The sequence below is a fragment of the Paraburkholderia sp. genome (assembly GCF_028283785.1).
Lineage (GTDB): Bacteria > Pseudomonadota > Gammaproteobacteria > Burkholderiales > Burkholderiaceae > Paraburkholderia.
In genome coordinates, this window is the sequence record NZ_JAPWKB010000019.1 from 1,080,761 (window position 1) to 1,097,238 (window position 16,478).

At 62.0% G+C, this 16,478-nt stretch carries 14 protein-coding genes and 1 pseudogene; 9 read left to right on the forward strand and 6 right to left on the reverse strand.

Features of this window, described 5'->3' with window-relative positions:
• Positions 1 to 50: 50 nt before the first annotated feature.
• Both PW947_RS27135 and PW947_RS27140 read right to left on the reverse strand, forming a co-directional pair.
• Positions 51 to 867: pseudogene (locus PW947_RS27135) on the reverse strand (pyruvate, water dikinase regulatory protein).
• Positions 868 to 1,161: 294 nt separating this feature from the next.
• Entirely contained in the window at positions 1,162 to 1,341 is a 180-nt protein-coding gene (locus PW947_RS27140) for a hypothetical protein (protein ID WP_299635456.1), read from the reverse strand.
• An 85-nt stretch (positions 1,342 to 1,426) separates the two neighbouring features.
• Between PW947_RS27140 and ppsA the strand changes: the two genes are divergently transcribed.
• The 3 genes from ppsA (at position 1,427) to PW947_RS27155 (ending at position 5,504) form a co-directional block, all read left to right on the forward strand.
• Positions 1,427 to 3,832 (forward strand): phosphoenolpyruvate synthase, encoded by a 2,406-nt coding sequence (gene ppsA / locus PW947_RS27145; protein ID WP_299635457.1) that lies wholly within the window; start codon positions 1,427 to 1,429, stop codon positions 3,830 to 3,832.
• A gap of 177 nt (positions 3,833 to 4,009) precedes the next feature.
• Positions 4,010 to 4,453: an NfeD family protein gene (locus PW947_RS27150; RefSeq protein ID WP_299635458.1), complete on the forward strand. Its 444-nt coding sequence runs from the start codon at positions 4,010 to 4,012 to the stop codon at positions 4,451 to 4,453.
• An 88-nt stretch (positions 4,454 to 4,541) separates the two neighbouring features.
• Positions 4,542 to 5,504 (forward strand): SPFH domain-containing protein, encoded by a 963-nt coding sequence (locus PW947_RS27155; RefSeq protein ID WP_299635459.1) that lies wholly within the window; start codon positions 4,542 to 4,544, stop codon positions 5,502 to 5,504.
• Positions 5,505 to 5,670: 166 nt separating this feature from the next.
• Here PW947_RS27155 and smpB read toward each other — a convergent pair whose 3' ends face one another.
• Positions 5,671 to 6,117 carry an SsrA-binding protein SmpB gene (gene smpB, locus PW947_RS27160; RefSeq protein ID WP_299635460.1) on the reverse strand — a complete coding sequence of 149 codons (447 nt, stop codon included), beginning with the start codon at positions 6,115 to 6,117 and terminating at the stop codon, positions 5,671 to 5,673.
• Positions 6,118 to 6,241: 124 nt separating this feature from the next.
• On the opposite strand from smpB, the gene PW947_RS27165 reads away from it, so the two are divergent.
• A complete protein-coding gene (locus PW947_RS27165; RefSeq protein ID WP_299635461.1) occupies positions 6,242 to 6,679 on the forward strand; it encodes a type II toxin-antitoxin system RatA family toxin in 438 nt (145 codons plus the stop codon).
• Between the two features lie 5 nt (positions 6,680 to 6,684).
• Entirely contained in the window at positions 6,685 to 7,008 is a 324-nt protein-coding gene (locus PW947_RS27170; protein ID WP_299635462.1) for an RnfH family protein, read from the forward strand.
• A 37-nt stretch (positions 7,009 to 7,045) separates the two neighbouring features.
• On the opposite strand, the gene PW947_RS27175 is transcribed toward PW947_RS27170, so the two are convergent.
• On the reverse strand, positions 7,046 to 8,083 hold the full coding sequence (locus PW947_RS27175) for a DMT family transporter (protein ID WP_299635463.1): 1,038 nt from the start codon (positions 8,081 to 8,083) through the stop codon (positions 7,046 to 7,048).
• A gap of 361 nt (positions 8,084 to 8,444) precedes the next feature.
• On the opposite strand from PW947_RS27175, the gene guaB reads away from it, so the two are divergent.
• The 3 genes from guaB to guaA all read left to right on the forward strand — a co-directional run bounded on the left by guaB (position 8,445) and on the right by guaA (position 12,553).
• Positions 8,445 to 9,905, forward strand: coding sequence for an IMP dehydrogenase (gene guaB, locus PW947_RS27180; protein WP_299635464.1), 1,461 nt, complete (start codon positions 8,445 to 8,447; stop codon positions 9,903 to 9,905).
• A gap of 6 nt (positions 9,906 to 9,911) precedes the next feature.
• Positions 9,912 to 10,715 (forward strand): hypothetical protein, encoded by an 804-nt coding sequence (locus tag PW947_RS27185; protein WP_299635465.1) that lies wholly within the window; start codon positions 9,912 to 9,914, stop codon positions 10,713 to 10,715.
• A gap of 254 nt (positions 10,716 to 10,969) precedes the next feature.
• A complete protein-coding gene (guaA, locus tag PW947_RS27190; RefSeq protein WP_299635466.1) occupies positions 10,970 to 12,553 on the forward strand; it encodes a glutamine-hydrolyzing GMP synthase in 1,584 nt (527 codons plus the stop codon).
• 102 nt (positions 12,554 to 12,655) lie between these two features.
• On the opposite strand, the gene PW947_RS27195 is transcribed toward guaA, so the two are convergent.
• Entirely contained in the window at positions 12,656 to 14,116 is a 1,461-nt protein-coding gene (locus PW947_RS27195; RefSeq protein ID WP_299635467.1) for a UdgX family uracil-DNA binding protein, read from the reverse strand.
• A 24-nt stretch (positions 14,117 to 14,140) separates the two neighbouring features.
• Positions 14,141 to 15,352 (reverse strand): putative DNA modification/repair radical SAM protein, encoded by a 1,212-nt coding sequence (locus PW947_RS27200; protein WP_299635468.1) that lies wholly within the window; start codon positions 15,350 to 15,352, stop codon positions 14,141 to 14,143.
• A gap of 614 nt (positions 15,353 to 15,966) precedes the next feature.
• On the opposite strand from PW947_RS27200, the gene PW947_RS27205 reads away from it, so the two are divergent.
• Positions 15,967 to 16,365: a DnaJ family domain-containing protein gene (locus tag PW947_RS27205; protein ID WP_299635469.1), complete on the forward strand. Its 399-nt coding sequence runs from the start codon at positions 15,967 to 15,969 to the stop codon at positions 16,363 to 16,365.
• Positions 16,366 to 16,478: the final 113 nt, after the last annotated feature.

The window sequence follows — 16,478 nt, forward strand, 5'->3', positions numbered from 1 at the left end:
TCTTTTATTTGCAGGGCGCGGGCGATCAACCCGCCCGCCAGACCCGCCAATCAGTACGCGGGCCGGTCGATCTTGATTTCCTGCAAGATCGTCGTGGCGATTTCCTCGATCGACTTGTGCGTCGACGACAGCCACTTGACCCCTTCGCGCCGCATCATCGCTTCGGCCTCGTTGATCTCGTAGCGGCAGTTTTCCGGTGCGGCGTACTTGCTGCCAGGACGCCGCTCATTGCGGATTTCCGACAGGCGCTGCGGATCGATCGACAGCCCGAACATTTTCTGACGATGCTCGAGCAGCGCCGACGGCAGCTTGCCGCGCTCGAAATCTTCCGGAATCAGCGGATAGTTCGCGGCCTTCACGCCGTACTGCATGGCCAGATAGAGGCTGGTCGGGGTCTTGCCGCTGCGCGACACGCCGACGAGGATCACTTCGGCGTCGGCGAGATTGCGGTCCGATTGACCGTCGTCATGCGCGAGCGAAAAGTTGATCGCCTCGATCCGGTTTTTGTATTCCTCGGTGTCGGCGTTCTGGTGGCCGCGGCCCATCGCGTGGCTCGACTTCAGCTCGAGTTCCTGTTCGAGCGGCTCGACGAAGGTCTGGAACATGTCCAGCACCAACGCGTTCGAGCCTTTGACGATCTGGTTCGACGCGCTGTCGACCAGCGTGCTGAACACGATCGGGCGACGGCCGTCCTGCTGGATCGCTTCGTTGATCTTTTCGAGCCGTGGCGTACGCCTTCTCGGTCGAATCGACGAAAGGCACGCGGACCAGACGGAATTTCTGGTCGAACTGGGACAGGATCGAGTGCGCGAAGGTTTCGGCAGTGATCCCGGTACCGTCGGAGACGATGAATACGGTGGGCGGCATCAGTGGAGGAGGGAACGTGAGCAGGCAATCGCTCGGGTCAATCATCGCCGCGCGACGGGTTGCCTGCCTACGGCCGGAGCGGGCCGCGCGGACAATCACATCGACGCGGCGCGCCGGGTACACCGCTTGCGCATCCAGCTGCCGGGGTAGGCCTCTCAAAAAGACCGACGGGCAGGTCGGGACGCGCTTCGAGGCGCAATTCTCGTCCGACTGTCACATTTTGAGAGTCGGCACGGTAGAATAGCGGCAACCTGTTGGATAAGCAATTGTGGACAAATCGCCGGTAACTGGCGGCTAACGTTCGCTTAAGTTCGTGTTACGCACTGCTTTTGCCGGTATTTCGTAATGAAAAACGGCTATTTCGGTAAATTGTGCCATCACATGAACCCCGTGTTCCGGCTGGCTTTTGGCGGTTCCCGCCATCAAAAGCCTGCGCGCCGCACGCAGCGATTGCTTCTCCAACAGGTTGTGCAAGACGCGGAATCCGTGCCTCCAATGGGCACGCCGCGTTCAAGCCCACTTGCACAACCGTGAATTTCTTTCACACTTAGGGGCTTGTATGACTAACGCAGTTAATGTCGCAAAGGATCAGGCGTATGTAGTTCCGTTCGAGCAGTTGCGGATGACCGATGTGGAAATTGTGGGCGGCAAGAACGCGTCGCTCGGCGAGATGATCAGTCAACTCGCCGAAGCGGGTGTTCGTGTGCCGACCGGTTTCGCCACGACGGCGCTGGCTTTCCGCGACTTTCTCACTCACAACACGCTGACAGAACGCATCGCCAAACGTCTCGAAACGCTCGACGTCGACGACGTGAAGGCGCTCGCCGAAGCGGGCAAGGAAATCCGTCAATGGATCGTCGATGCGCCGATGCAACCGCGCCTCGAAGAAGAAATCCGTGCGGGCTTCGTCACTCTGCAAAACAGCTCGCCTGAAGAACTGTCGTTCGCGGTGCGCTCGTCGGCCACCGCCGAAGATCTGCCCGACGCGTCGTTCGCCGGTCAGCAGGAAAGCTATCTGAACGTCGTCGGCATCGAAGACGTGCTCGACCGCATGAAGCACGTGTTCGCGTCGCTGTACAACGACCGCGCTATCTCCTATCGCGTCCACAAGGGCTTTACGCACGCTGAAGTCGCGTTGTCGGCGGGTGTGCAGCGCATGGTCCGCTCGGACGTCGGCGCAGCGGGCGTGATGTTCACGCTGGATACCGAATCGGGCTTCAAGGACGCCGTGTTCATCACGTCGAGCTATGGCCTGGGCGAAACCGTCGTGCAAGGCGCGGTGAATCCGGACGAGTTCTACGTCTTCAAGACCACGCTCGAACAGGGCAAGTACCCGATCATCCGTCGCTCGATCGGCTCGAAACTGATCAAGATGGAATTCACGAAAGCGGGCGAAGAAGGCCGCGTGAAGACCGTCGACGTGTCGCACGAGCAGCGCAACCGTTATTCGATCACCGACGAAGACGTGATCGAACTGGCGAAGTACGCCGTCATCATCGAGAAGCACTATCAGCGTCCGATGGACATCGAGTGGGGCAAGGACGGTCGCGACGGCAAGATGTTCATTCTTCAGGCACGTCCTGAAACGGTGAAGAGCCAGGCGGCGGGTAAGGCCGAACAACGTTTCAAGCTGAAGGGTCAGTCGAACGTGCTGGCAACCGGCCGTGCAATCGGTCAGAAGATCGGTGCGGGTCCGGTGCGCGTGATTAACGATCCGTCGGAAATGGACCGTGTGCAGCCGGGCGACGTGCTGGTCGCCGACATGACCGACCCGAACTGGGAACCGGTGATGAAGCGCGCGTCGGCAATCGTCACGAATCGTGGCGGCCGGACCTGCCACGCGGCCATTATCGCGCGTGAGCTGGGCGTGCCGGCCGTGGTGGGTTGCGGCGACGCAACCGACGTGCTGAAGGAAGGCGCGCTGGTTACCGTCTCTTGCGCGGAAGGCGACGAAGGCAAGATCTACGACGGTCTGCTCGAAACCGAAGTCACTGAGATTCAGCGTGGCGAATTGCCGGAAATTCCGGTGAAGATCATGATGAACGTCGGTAATCCGCAGCTGGCGTTCGACTTCTCACAGTTGCCGAACAAGGGCGTGGGTCTCGCGCGTCTCGAGTTCATCATCAACAACAACATCGGCGTTCACCCGCGGGCGATTCTCGAGTACCCGAATATCGACGCGGATCTGAAGAAGGCCGTGGAAAGCGTTGCTCGCGGTCACGCATCGCCGCGCGCGTTCTACGTCGACAAGCTGACCGAAGGCATCGCGACGATCGGCGCGGCGTTCTATCCGAAGCCGGTGATCGTGCGTCTGTCCGACTTCAAGTCGAACGAGTACAAGAAGCTGATCGGCGGTTCGCGTTACGAGCCGGATGAAGAAAACCCGATGCTCGGTTTCCGTGGCGCGTCGCGCTACATCTCGGAAGACTTCGCGCAGGCATTCGAAATGGAATGTATCGCGCTGAAGAAGGTCCGCGAAGAAATGGGCCTCGACAACGTCGAGATCATGGTGCCGTTCGTGCGCACGCTGAAGCAGGCGGAGCGCGTCGTCGGGCTGCTGGCCAAGTACGGCCTGAAGCGCGGCGAAAACGGTCTGCGCCTGATCATGATGTGCGAAGTGCCGTCGAACGCGATTCTCGCCGAAGAGTTCCTGCAATACTTCGACGGTTTCTCGATCGGTTCGAACGACCTGACGCAGTTGACGCTGGGCCTCGACCGCGATTCCGGTATGGAACTGCTGGCGGTGGATTTCGACGAACGCGATCCTGCTGTGAAGTTCATGCTCAAGCGCGCAATCGAAACCTGCCTGCGCCTGAACAAGTACGTTGGTATTTGCGGTCAGGGCCCGTCGGATCATCCTGATTTCGCGCAATGGTTGACGGAAGAAGGCATTGCGTCGATCTCGCTGAATCCGGATACGATCATCGAAACGTGGCAGCAACTGGCTAAAGTGACGGCGAAGTAAATACCGGCGCCGGCATCTGGCGAATCATCATCAGGCGGGTGCGCGGCGGGATCGGAAGTTCGTGAAATTTCATCCCGCAGCGCACACAAAACGCTACAAAAAGCGCTGAAAACGCCGTTGAGCTTCGTGCTATAACACCCCGGTAACCCCGGGGTGTTTTGTTTTGTGGAGGTGCACGTGGCGATAAGCAGTTGGCTCTGGTGGGTCGGCGCGGGCGTGCTGGTGCTGTTCGAATTGTTGAGCGGCACGTTCTATCTGCTGATGATCGCGCTCGGTTTCATCGCAGCGGGTCTGGTGCGGGCGTTCGGCATCGGCATCGATGCGCAGATGGTTGTCGCGGCCATCGTGGCGCTCGCCGCCGTGTTGCTGCTGCGGCGTTCGCGGCTGGGCCGCAAGCCGCGTCAGGAAGCGCTACACAATCCCGATGTGAATCTCGATATCGGTCAAAACCTGACTGTCGATCACTGGCTCGACCGGCGCGCGCGCGTGAACTATCGCGGCGCGGCGTGGGACGTTCAACTCGCGCCCGGCGAACCGGAAGACGCGCGCAATTACACCATCACCGCGCTCGACGGAAGTTGTCTGGTGGTCGTCGCGCACCGGCAGGCGGTGAGTGCGTGATGCGCAAGACGCGCGTGAAAATTGCGACAGCGTGACGGACATGCTTCGCGCGCACAATAATTCCAACCATTTCTAAGGGGCAGGCGACATGGATTCCACTATCGTCGGTGCGGTGATCCTGATCATCGTTATCGTGTTGGCGGCGCAGACCATCAAGATCGTGCCGCAGCAACACGCGTGGGTGCTGGAGCGCGTCGGACGCTTTCACGGCGTGCTGACGCCGGGCCTGAATTTCGTGCTGCCGTTCGTCGACCGCGTCGCGTACAAACATATCCTGAAAGAAATTCCGCTCGAAGTGCCTAGCCAGGTGTGCATCACGCGCGACAACACGCAGTTGCAGGTGGACGGTGTGATCTATTTCCAGGTCACCGATCCGATGAAAGCGTCGTACGGGGCGAGCAATTTCGTGTTCGCGATCACGCAGCTGTCGCAGACCACACTGCGCTCGGTGATCGGCAAGCTCGAACTGGACAAGACCTTCGAGGAGCGCGATTTCATCAATCAGAGCATCGTGTCGTCGCTCGACGAAGCGGCGCAGAACTGGGGCGTCAAGGTGTTGCGCTACGAGATCAAGGATCTGACGCCACCGAAGGAAATCCTGCACGCGATGCAGGCCCAGATCACCGCCGAGCGCGAAAAGCGCGCGTTGATCGCGGCATCGGAAGGGCGCCGCCAGGAGCAGATCAATATCGCGTCGGGCGGTCGCGAGGCGGCCATCCAGAAATCCGAAGGCGAGCGGCAGGCGGCAATCAATCAGGCGCAAGGGCAGGCTTCGGCGATTCTCGCGGTGGCCGAAGCGAACTCGCAGGCCATTCAGAAGATCGCGGCGGCGATCCAGTCGGCGGGCGGGATGGAAGCGGTCAACCTGAAAGTCGCCGAGCAGTACGTGAGCGCGTTCGGCAACCTGGCAAAGCAGGGCACGACGCTGATCGTGCCGGGCAACCTGGCCGACATGAGCACGATGATCGCGTCGGCGCTGACTATCGTCGATAAATCGAAAGGCCCGACTGTGCCGAATGCGCCGCATGCGCCGTCGCGTGACGGGCGGTGACAAACAGTGACGGCGGCTGACCTGATGCGCTGACAAGGCGTCCGCGCCGCCGCGCCGATGGCTGAGTCACGTGGCCGTCACACCGCATCACGCGAATAAAATCCGCGAATAAAAAAGCCCGCACAGTCTCTGTGCGGGCTTTTTTTCGTTGAAGTACCGTAGCGCGTCAGGTCGGATTGCGCATCAGACGGGCTTTTTCACGTTCCCAGTCGCGTTTCTTTTCGGTTTCGCGCTTGTCGTGCAGCTTCTTGCCCTTCGCGAGACCGATCTCGCATTTGACGCGGCCGCCCTTGTAGTGGAAGTTCAGCGGCACCAGCGTGTAGCCGCGCTGCTCGACCTTGCTGATCAGCTTGCTGATCTGTTCCGCGTGCAGCAGCAGCTTGCGCGTGCGCACGGGATCGGGATTGATGTGCGTGGATGCTTCCGGCAGCGGGCTGATGTGCGTGCCGATCAGAAACAGCTCGTTCTCCTTGATCACGACGTAGCCTTCCTTGATCTGGCCACGCCCCGCCCGCAGTGCCTTGACCTCCCATCCTTCGAGCACGAGGCCTGCTTCGTAGCGCTCTTCGACCGAATAATCGAAGAAGGCTTTTCTGTTGTCGATGATGCTCATGAATGGAAAGTGCCCAACTCGTTTAAAATTGCGATTTTAGCGCAGCGGCACCCGGAAAACCCGGGAAAGCTCGCGGCGCTTAGTCTACCCCGCTTGTTCACCCTCGCCGCGCGCTGTTCAATTTATGGCAGATGTCCAGAAAACCGTCCTGATACGCCACTCGGCGGAACAGATGTTCGACCTCGTCACCGACGTGGCCGATTACCCGAACTTCCTGCCCTGGTGCGGTGGTATCGAGATTCGCCGTCAGGATGAAACCTGCATGGAAGCGCGGATCGACATCAACTTCAAGGGTATCAAGCAGCACTTCGCGACTCGCAACAGCATGGAACGTCCGACCCGGATCGACATGGAATTCGCGGACGGCCCGTTCCGCAAGTTCACCGGCTACTGGCGCTTCACGCCGCTGCGCGCGGATGCCTGCAAGATCGAATTCGCGCTGCATTACGAGTTCACGAACATCCTGCTCGAAAAGCTCATCGGGCCGGTGTTCAGTCATATTGCGAACACCTTCGTCGAATCGTTCGTGAAGCGCGCGGACCAGCGCTACGGCAAAGGTTGAGCGCGATGCTGTCGATCGAAGTCTGTTATGCGCAGCCTGACGGTCAGGCGCTGATTCCCGTGATCTTGCCCGAAGGGGCGACCGTCAAGCAGGCGATCGACGCGAGCGGAATCGTCGCGCGCTTTCCGACGATCGATCTGTCGACGCAAAAGGTCGGCGTGTTCGGCAAGCTGAAGGCGCTCGATGCGCCGTTGGCCGATCATGATCGCGTGGAGATTTATCGTCCGTTGATCGTCGATCCGATGGCGGCGCGTCAGCGTCGTGTGCAGAAGTCGCGTAAGGACGGCTCGATCGAAGGGCGGCGGTGGCGTCACAAGGACGCGCGCTAGGCGAGTCGTCCTCGTGGCGTGATGGTCGGTCCGGTTTTCAATGCACGGGCGCTTGCGTCTGAGCGGCCTGAGTCGTGACGGCGGGTTCAGTCGCGGTTTCAGTGCCGGCTTCAGCGGCATCGTCGGAAACACACTTCGCCGGATTCGTCCCGTCGTCCGCATGCTGGCGCACCGACCAGCTGACGCCTGCGACCAGCAGCACGATGGCCGCCATTTCGAGCGGGCGCGGCATCCGGTGATCGTAGATAAACGCATAGAGCAGCGCGAACAGCGTTTCGAACACGATCATCTGGCCTGACAGCGTCAACGGCAGCCGCTTCGATGCGGCATTCCACAGCCCGTTGCCAAGCCACGACGCACCGATCGCGATTCCTAGATTCATCAGCCAGAACGTATGCCAGCGCGTGTCCGCGAGCGGCGCGGCGATGCTGCCCGACGGCAGGACCAGCACGACGAGCCACAGCAACGCACCGAGACCGCCGGTCACCACGCCCCACAACACCGACCACTCGTTGCCGCTGTAATGCGTCTGACGATTCAGATAGCGCGCGTTCTCCACCGCAAACCACGACCAGCACACGAGCGCGCCGAGCGCGCAGCCGATCCCGGCCAGTTTCGTCATCACGTCCACCTCGGGCCCGCTGGTGCTGGTGAAAACGTCGATGTTGATGCACACGATGCCGGCGATGACCGTCGCGAGCGGCCACGCGAGGCGCGCGAGCGGCACCGCGCCGTGATCGCGCCGGCCGAGCAGCGTAATGCTGACCGGCAACACGCCGATGATCAGCGAGGCCGGCGCAATCCCGACCAGATGCACGGAAAACGACAGCAGCACGTAGTAGAGCAGGTTGCCCGCGACCGCCAGTTTCACCAGCGCGACGAAATCCTCGCGGGTCAATCGCGCGAGCAGCGAGCGCGCGATCGGCAGCGCAGCGGCAAGCGACACCAGACCGTACATCACATAACGACCGGCGCTCAGTAGCATCGGTGAAAAATCGGGCAACATCCTCGGCACCAGAAACACCATGCCCCACAACGCCCCGGCCATTACGCCGTAAGCCACGCCACGCTGCATACATCCTCGATACGGAATACTGGAACGGTGCGCACTGTAGCGCGGCGTCGTGCCGCATGTCTTGTTCTATCGTGCACTGGCGCAATCGTGAAAGCGCCTGACGGTACGCCCGACGGCACCTCGACGGCGCACACGACCGGGCGCGCCGTCGGCCAGACGTGGCGGTAAGTTTGCCCGTATCGCCCGTCGCGACGGCGAACGCGCAAACGAAACCCGATCGAACGCGACCCGAACGGCGAAGCGAAATTCAAGCGGGTAAAAGCGTAAAAAAATCTATCGGAAACTTCCTAACCTGCTGTTCGTGCAGTGAAAACCGGGGAGGTATCGCGTATAATTCGCTTTTGCGCCTATAGGATTTGCCATGCGTCTGATCCAAAAAGCACTCACGTTCGATGACGTGCTCCTCGTCCCGGCTTTCTCCGACGTTTTGCCGCGCGACACCAGCCTGAAGACCCGGCTGACCCGCAACATTTCCCTGAACATGCCGCTCGTGTCCGCCGCTATGGACACCGTCACCGAAGGCCGCCTCGCGATCGCGATGGCGCAAATGGGTGGCGTGGGCATCATCCACAAGAATCTGACCCCGGCCGAACAGGCGCGCGAAGTCGCGAAGGTCAAGCGTTTCGAATCGGGCGTCGTGCGCGATCCGATCACGGTGCCGCCGCAAATGAAAGTGCGCGACGTGATGGCGCTGTCGCAGCAACATGGCATTTCCGGTTTCCCGGTGGTCGAAGGCGCGCAACTGATCGGCATCGTGACGAACCGCGATCTGCGTTTCGAAACCCGTTACGACGAACCGGTCCGCACGATCATGACGCCGCGCGAGCGTCTCGTGACCGTCAAGGAAGGCACGCCGCTGGCCGAAGCCAAGGCGCTGATGCACAGCCACCGCCTCGAACGCGTGCTGGTCATCAACGACGCATTCGAACTGCGCGGGCTGATGACGGTGAAAGACATCACCAAGCAGACCGAACACCCGGACGCATGTAAGGACGAACACGGCAAGCTGCGCGCGGGCGCGGCCGTGGGTGTCGGCGCGGACAACGAAGAGCGCGTGACGCTGCTGGTGCAGGCGGGCGTCGACGTGATCGTCGTCGATACCGCGCACGGTCACAGCAAGGGCGTGCTGGAGCGCGTGCGTTGGGTCAAGAAGACCTTCCCGCACGTCGAAGTGATCGGCGGCAATATCGCTACGGCGGATGCCGCGAAGGCATTAGTCGAATACGGCGCTGACGGCGTGAAGGTCGGAATCGGTCCCGGTTCGATCTGCACGACGCGTATCGTCGCAGGCGTGGGCGTGCCGCAAATCAGCGCAATCGCGAACGTGTCGGACGCGCTGAAGGGCACGGGCGTGCCGGTCATCGCCGACGGCGGCGTGCGGTTCTCGGGCGACGTCAGCAAGGCGCTGGCCGCCGGCGCGAACGCCGTGATGATGGGCAGCATGTTCGCCGGCACCGAAGAAGCGCCGGGCGACGTATTCCTGTATCAAGGCCGTCAGTACAAGTCGTACCGTGGCATGGGTTCGGTCGGCGCGATGAAGGACGGCGCGGCAGACCGCTACTTCCAGGACAACTCGGCCAATATCGACAAGCTCGTGCCGGAAGGCATCGAAGGCCGTGTCGCGTACAAGGGTTCGGTCAATGCAATCCTGTACCAGTTGATCGGTGGCGTGCGCGCGTCGATGGGCTACTGCGGTTGCCGCACGATCGACGAAATGCACGAGAAGGCGGCTTTCGTGGAAATCACGTCGGCCGGTATGCGTGAATCGCACGTGCACGATGTGCAGATCACGAAGGAAGCACCCAACTACCACGTGGACTAATCGCCAATGAAACCGTTGCTCCGCGCTGTACTGATCGTCGATGCGCTGGTGTTGCTGGCTTTTGGCCTGCTGTTTTTGCTGACACCGTGGACTTCGTTGTACAACGCGCTGCAACTGGTGCAGACGCAACCTGTGCTGGTCGGACAGGGTTTTGGGGTTGCCTTGATCGGGCTGGCGTGGCTTGCATTGCACGCATCGATCGACGGGGCGCTGACCACCACGGGGGCCAAGGTAATCGGTCACGTTACGTGGCTGACGGGTCTGCTGATGCTGGTCTGGCTGCTCGGGCTGCATACGCCGTCGCTGACGGGCTTCGGTCAGCTTGTCGCCGGTTTGACGGGCGCGGTGCTGCTGGTGCTCGGTCTGGGCAGCGTGAGGCTGTCGGGCGCGGTGCGCAAGCGGGAGCGGGTGCGGTTGGCTGAAGCCACCGCCGCCGGACGCGCAGAGCGGCGTGCGGAGAAAGACGTGGTCCGCGAACGCGAGGCGGAACGGGTTGCGCCGGGCTTCGGCGTGGCGCCGACGTCTGAGGTTCCGCCTGTTCGTGAGCCGATCGTCACTCAGGTCGATCCGGTGTACCGCACGAAGCCGATCGTCGAGCCGGTGCCGCCGTTGAATCCTGCTGCCGGGCTGAGCTCGGCGCATGTCGCCGGATCGTCGCGGCCGGTCGCGCCGTTGAGCGCACGTGAAGAGGCACGCATCGAGGAAGAGCAGTTGCGAGCGCGTGAAGAAGCGGCCAGAGAACGTGCCGCCGATGCTTCAACGGATCGCGCGACGGATGCTGCAACGCCCCGGCCGCCGCTTCGTGGTTGACGCGAGCCAGATTTCGCCGCGTCGTCCAGGTGCCGAATGCCGTGATGCGAGCGTGCGCCACTTGCGCCGCGGTCGTTGCGTCCAATGTGCCCGATTCACCCCAATGCCGGTTGTGTCGCTGCTTTTCAAGATGTCCCGTCGCCGGTCGTGCCGGCGGCCCAGCGCGCTGTCCACCGTCCAGACCGCTTTGAATTCGACGCCGCGCACTGTGCGCGGCTTTCTGTATCCGTTCTCTTTTGACACCGTCCGCTGCCATGCATGACAAGATCCTGATTCTCGACTTCGGTTCGCAAGTCACCCAACTGATCGCACGCCGTATCCGTGAAGCGCACGTGCTGTCGGAAATCCATCCGTACGACGTCAGCGACGACTTCATCCGCGAATTCGCGCCGAAGGGCGTGATCCTGTCGGGCGGCCCGAATTCGGTCGTCGACACCGACACGCCGCGCGCGCCGCAAAGCGTCTTCGAACTCGGCGTGCCGGTTCTGGGCATCTGCTACGGGATGCAGACAATGGCCGAACAACTCGGCGGCAAGGTCGATAACGGCCATATGCGCGAGTTCGGCTACGCGGAAGTGCGTGCGCGTAACCACACCAGTTTCCTCGATGGCATTCAGGATTTCGCGACGCCGGAAGGTCACGGCATGCTGAAAGTCTGGATGAGCCACGGCGACAAGGTGCTGGACATGCCGCCGGGCTTCCAGTTGATGGCGTCCACCGAATCCTGCCCGATCGCGGCGATGGCCGACGAAGCGCGCCACTTCTACGGCCTGCAATGGCACCCGGAAGTCACGCACACGGTGCAAGGCCGCGCGATGCTCGAACGATTCGTGCTCGGCATCTGCGATGCGAAGCCCGACTGGGAAATGGGCAATTACGTCGACGAAGCCGTCGAAAAGATCCGCGAGCAAGTCGGTAAAGAGCACGTCATCCTCGGTTTGTCGGGCGGCGTGGATTCGTCGGTGGCGGCGGCGTTGCTGCATCGCGCGATCGGCGATCAACTCACTTGCGTCTTCGTCGATCACGGCCTGCTGCGCCTGAACGAAGCCGAGCAGGTGATGGCCACGTTCGCCGATCACCTCGGCGTGAAAGTGATTCACGTCGATGCCAGCGAAGCGTTCCTGTCGAAACTGGCCGGCGTCACGGACCCGGAAGCAAAGCGCAAGATCATCGGCGCGGAATTCGTCGAAGTGTTCCAGACGGAAGCCGGCAAGTTGACGGACGCGAAATGGCTCGCGCAGGGCACGATCTATCCGGACGTGATCGAATCGGCGGGCAAGGGCAAGAAGGGCGCGCATACGATCAAGAGCCACCACAACGTGGGCGGCTTGCCGGAAACGCTGAATCTGAAGCTGCTCGAACCGTTGCGTGAACTGTTCAAGGACGAAGTCCGCGAACTCGGCGTGAAGCTCGGTTTGCCGCCGGCGATGGTCTATCGTCATCCATTCCCGGGCCCGGGTCTGGGCGTGCGGATTCTCGGCGAAGTGAAGCGCGATTTTGCCGATCTGCTGCGTCGCGCGGACGCGATTTTCATCGAAACGCTGCGCACGACGATCGACAAGGAAACCGGCAAGTCGTGGTACGAACTGACGAGCCAGGCGTTCGCGGTGTTTCTGCCGGTGAAGAGCGTGGGCGTGATGGGCGATGGCCGCACGTATGAATACGTGGTCGCGTTGCGTGCCGTGCAAACGCAGGATTTCATGACGGCGCATTGGGCGCATCTGCCGCATGAACTGCTGGGTCACGTGTCGAACCGGATCATCAACGAAGTGCGGGGCATCAACCGCGTCGTGTATGACATTTCGGGTAAGCCGCCGGCGACGATCGAGTGGGAATAAGCAGGTAGAAAAAAGGCGCTTCGGCGCCTTTTTTATTGGCCGACGCGGCGCGCGCCGCTCACGCCGACCCCACCCGTTTTTCGAACTGCCCGCTGTTCCCGTTTACTCCACCAGCCCCTTCGCCCGCTTCAATGCTGCGGTGATCTCACCAAGCACACGCTCTCTCTCATCATCGTCCCGCTGACGCAGCGCATACGACGGATGATAGGTCGCAACCAGCCACGCCGTGTCGAGTTGAACCGGCGCGTCGACGTAGTCGCGCATGCTGACCTTCTCGTGCAATACCGCGCCCAACGCGGTCGCGCCGAGCGTGACGATCACAGTCGGTTTGATCGTCGCAAGTTCCTGTTCGAGCCAGATCGCGCACGCTTCGACTTCGCGCTGCCCCGGCGTTTTGTGCAGACGCCGCTTGCCGCGTAATTCCCATTTGAAGTGCTTGACCGCATTGGTCAGATAGAGATCGACACGCGACAGCCCCGCGCGCTGAATCGCTGTGTCGAGCAATTGCCCGGCCGGACCGACGAACGCCTTGCCCGCCAGATCCTCCTGGTCGCCTGGCTGCTCGCCGATCAACATGATTCGCGCGTTGTGCGGTCCGCCGCCGGGCACGGCTTGCGTGGCGTGACGCCAGAGTTCGCAGCGCCGGCATGCGTCGAGCGACGATGGTCGTTCGCGCGCCGGTTGCGCCTGCTCGGCGTCGACTGCGACGGTCTTGCCGCCGAGCGCGCCGACGCCGCTTGCCTGCGCGATGCGCCGGGCGCCGCTCTTCGCTTCGCTGATCATTGCCGGAATCAGATGCGCTTCGGGCAAGCCCTTCCAGAACCGCACGGGAAGATGCTGTTCGAGCGCGGTCGGGTTCAGGCGAGCCGGGTTGAAGGTGCTTTTATAGTAGGCGAGCCAGAGTGCTTCGGCTTCGTCGGCCGACGCGGGCGCGTGGTCTGCGGACAGCGCGTGACGGTTCTCGATGTGCAGCGCGTTTCCATCCCAGAACGCCGCGCCGCGCGGCGTCGTGATCAACCACGATGCGCGGCCCATGCGCTGCGAAAAATGCTCCGCCGCCCACGGCAACACGTCGTGCTCAGGTTCGTACCATGCAACGTATTCGGGACCGCCGCAATCGGGCGCGGAGGGCGGCGCGTCGTTCTTGCGGAAGCGCACGTAAGCGATCATGTCGTGTTTGTCGCGACGGACCGCCTTTGCCATCTGGTACAGACGCTCGCCGTCTTCATCCGCGGGTGACGCGACCGAGCGGTCGCCGCCGTGCCATCGCCACAGCACCTTGTACAGAAACGCCCAGCGGTACGGATCGCGATACAGCGCGGCATCGCTCAGCAACGCGGCGAGGTCTTTCGAAATGTGGACGGCGGGCACGGGCGAGTCGGCGAGCGTGCTCGCAGCAGGAAGCGCGACGCTGTCACCGTCGAATAGACCGGGCGAGTGCATTTCGACGCCGCTGTCGGCGGCGCGCCATTCGATGCATTCCGGCGATACTTCCGAGCCCAATGCGGCCAACGCAGCGCGGCGCCATGCCGGATAGCTGTCTTCGATAACGATGGTGCGCATCGCTTCCATGTCCACGCGGATGCGTTACAGCAGAGCGAGTTGCACGGGCGGGGGCGTCAGCACGCGCCTCAACCGTTCGGACGACGCGTCATGCAGCGCCGGCCGATAGTCTTGCGTGACGACGAACGGTTTGATCTTCTCCATCGAGCAACGCAACCGGAGCAGATCCGCGTAACGCACGCGCCGCGAGCGCCGCAATTCCACCAGCCGCTCCGCATTGCGCATGCCGATGCCCGGCACACGCGCGATCATCCGCAGTGGGGCACGGTTCAGATCCACGGGGAAACGGTCGCGATGTGCAAGCGCCCACGCGAGCTTCGGATCGATCTCCAGCGACAGATTGCCCGGCCCGTTGAACAGTTCGTCCGCGCTGAAACCGTAGCCGCGCATCAGGAAATCGGCCTGATACAGACGGTGTTCGCGCAAGAGCGGCGGTGCTTGCGCAGGTAGCGCCGACGGACTGTCGGGAATGGGGCTGAACGCCGAGTAATAGACCCGCTTTAGCTTGTACGAGCCGTACAGAGTCTGCGCGGTTTGCAAAATGGTGTGGTCGTCGGTCTGGTCCGCACCGACGATCATCTGGGTGCTTTGCCCGGCGGGCGTAAATTTGGGCGCGTTGGTGTCGCTTTGCGCTTCTTCCTGTGCGAGCCGGATCGAACCCATTGCGAGCTTGATGGTGCGCACGTTCTTTTCGGGCGCGAGTTGTTGGAGGCTGCTATCCGTTGGTAACTCGATATTCACGCTGAGCCTGTCTGCATACCGGCCGGCTTGCGCGATCAGTTCGGGATCGGCGTCGGGAATGGTCTTCAGGTGCAGATAGCCGCGAAACTGGTGGTCTTCCCGCAGCGACTGCGCGACCCGCACCAGTTGTTCCATCGTGTAATTCGACGACTGGATAATGCCCGAGCTCAGAAACAGCCCGTCGATGTAGTTGCGCCGGTAAAAATCCAGCGTGAGATCGACGACTTCTTCCGGCGTAAAGCGGGCGCGCGGCACGTTGCTCGACCGGCGATTGACGCAGTATTGACAGTCGTACAGGCAGAAATTGGTCAGCAGGATTTTCAGCAGCGACACACAGCGCCCGTCGGGCGTGAAACTGTGGCAAATGCCCGCGCCGGTGCTGGCGCCCAACCCGGCCAGGCCGCGCGAGCCGCGTTTGGGCGCACCGCTGCTGGCGCACGATGCGTCGTATTTCGCTGCGTCTGCGAGAACCTCAAGTTTTTTTTGCAATTCCACGATACCACCGAATACTGTATGGATGTACAGTATTGTACGTCGGACGAGCGGGACTGCAAGCGCTTTGTGAGGCGATGGCGGACGTTAGCCGTTCGGCAGAGGTCGGGCTTAAAAGCGCACGCCCGTCGCGCAACCACCGGCAAATCCGCCGCTGCTGCCGCCTGCGCCGCCACAGAACACGCCGCAGCCCGACAGCGCCGCGCAGGCAATCAGCGCGGCGAGGGCGGCGCGTGTGACTGGGCGCCAATGCACGCGTCGTGGCGGGCGCGGATAGTCCGTGGATAGGGGACAGCACGCGCGGGAAGCGATGGAAAGGCTTTGTTGAACGGGTGTCATGGTCGAGGCCAGGAGTAATGACGATGCAAATACACAGTGAACAGCAAAGCGCACGCCGGCGTGCCGAACGGCCGTCGGCCACGCCCATTATGGCGCTCCTGCCGACGGCGCTTGTCGTACTACCGAACCGCGCTGGGCCGGAGGCGGAAACGCTAGCTGACTGCGTGTATGACGAAAATAAGACAACTCCGAAATCCAGGGGGAATCGTCGGTTTGTGCATCGAAAGTTGATGCGGCAGCCTGATAGAATGCGTGGGCCGCAACGTAGTGGATTGCCGATGAAATTGCTTGATGCGTTAGTCGAACAACGTATTGCCGCCGCAGCCGCGCGTGGTGAATTCGACGAATTACAGGGTGCCCGCTTGCCGCTGGCGCTCGACGACGATCTGGTTCCCGAGGAAGTGCGGGTCGCCAACCGGATCCTGAAGAATGCCGGCTTCGTGCCGCCGGCAGCGGAGCAGTTGCGCGCATTGCGCGACCTTCAGGACGAGATCGATTCCGTCGGCGACAAGGCCACGCGCTGTCAGCTGAAAGCGCATCTGCTTGCGCTGGATATGGCGATCGAATCGTTGCGGGGCGGACCGCTGGTGCTTCCGCGTGAATATTGTCGCCGGATCGCGGAGCGTTTGACGGAACGCGCGGCGGTTGTCGCGCGTAACGCCGCGGGGCCGCAGTGACGACCGACCTGCGCGCTGAGCCACGCGTGCAGCAGGCGGATCCGGATTTGCCCGCTTCGGCTTGTGCTCCGGCACCCGTACCCGTTTCTGATCTCGCTTCCGTCGATGCGGAT

What these genes read in the sequence shown, in the direction of transcription:
- PW947_RS27175 (WP_299635463.1), bottom strand. Translation starts at nt 8,083, where the DNA reads ATGCAGCGTGGCGTGGCTTACGGCGTAATGGCCGGGGCGTTGTGGGGC.
- PW947_RS27205 (WP_299635469.1), top strand. Translation starts at nt 15,967, where the DNA reads ATGAAATTGCTTGATGCGTTAGTCGAACAACGTATTGCCGCCGCAGCC.
- PW947_RS27165 (WP_299635461.1), top strand. Translation starts at nt 6,242, where the DNA reads ATGGCAGATGTCCAGAAAACCGTCCTGATACGCCACTCGGCGGAACAG.
- smpB (WP_299635460.1), bottom strand. Translation starts at nt 6,117, where the DNA reads ATGAGCATCATCGACAACAGAAAAGCCTTCTTCGATTATTCGGTCGAA.
- PW947_RS27195 (WP_299635467.1), bottom strand. Translation starts at nt 14,116, where the DNA reads ATGCGCACCATCGTTATCGAAGACAGCTATCCGGCATGGCGCCGCGCT.
- PW947_RS27185 (WP_299635465.1), top strand. Translation starts at nt 9,912, where the DNA reads ATGAAACCGTTGCTCCGCGCTGTACTGATCGTCGATGCGCTGGTGTTG.
- guaA (WP_299635466.1), top strand. Translation starts at nt 10,970, where the DNA reads ATGCATGACAAGATCCTGATTCTCGACTTCGGTTCGCAAGTCACCCAA.
- PW947_RS27155 (WP_299635459.1), top strand. Translation starts at nt 4,542, where the DNA reads ATGGATTCCACTATCGTCGGTGCGGTGATCCTGATCATCGTTATCGTG.
- guaB (WP_299635464.1), top strand. Translation starts at nt 8,445, where the DNA reads ATGCGTCTGATCCAAAAAGCACTCACGTTCGATGACGTGCTCCTCGTC.
- ppsA (WP_299635457.1), top strand. Translation starts at nt 1,427, where the DNA reads ATGACTAACGCAGTTAATGTCGCAAAGGATCAGGCGTATGTAGTTCCG.
- PW947_RS27170 (WP_299635462.1), top strand. Translation starts at nt 6,685, where the DNA reads ATGCTGTCGATCGAAGTCTGTTATGCGCAGCCTGACGGTCAGGCGCTG.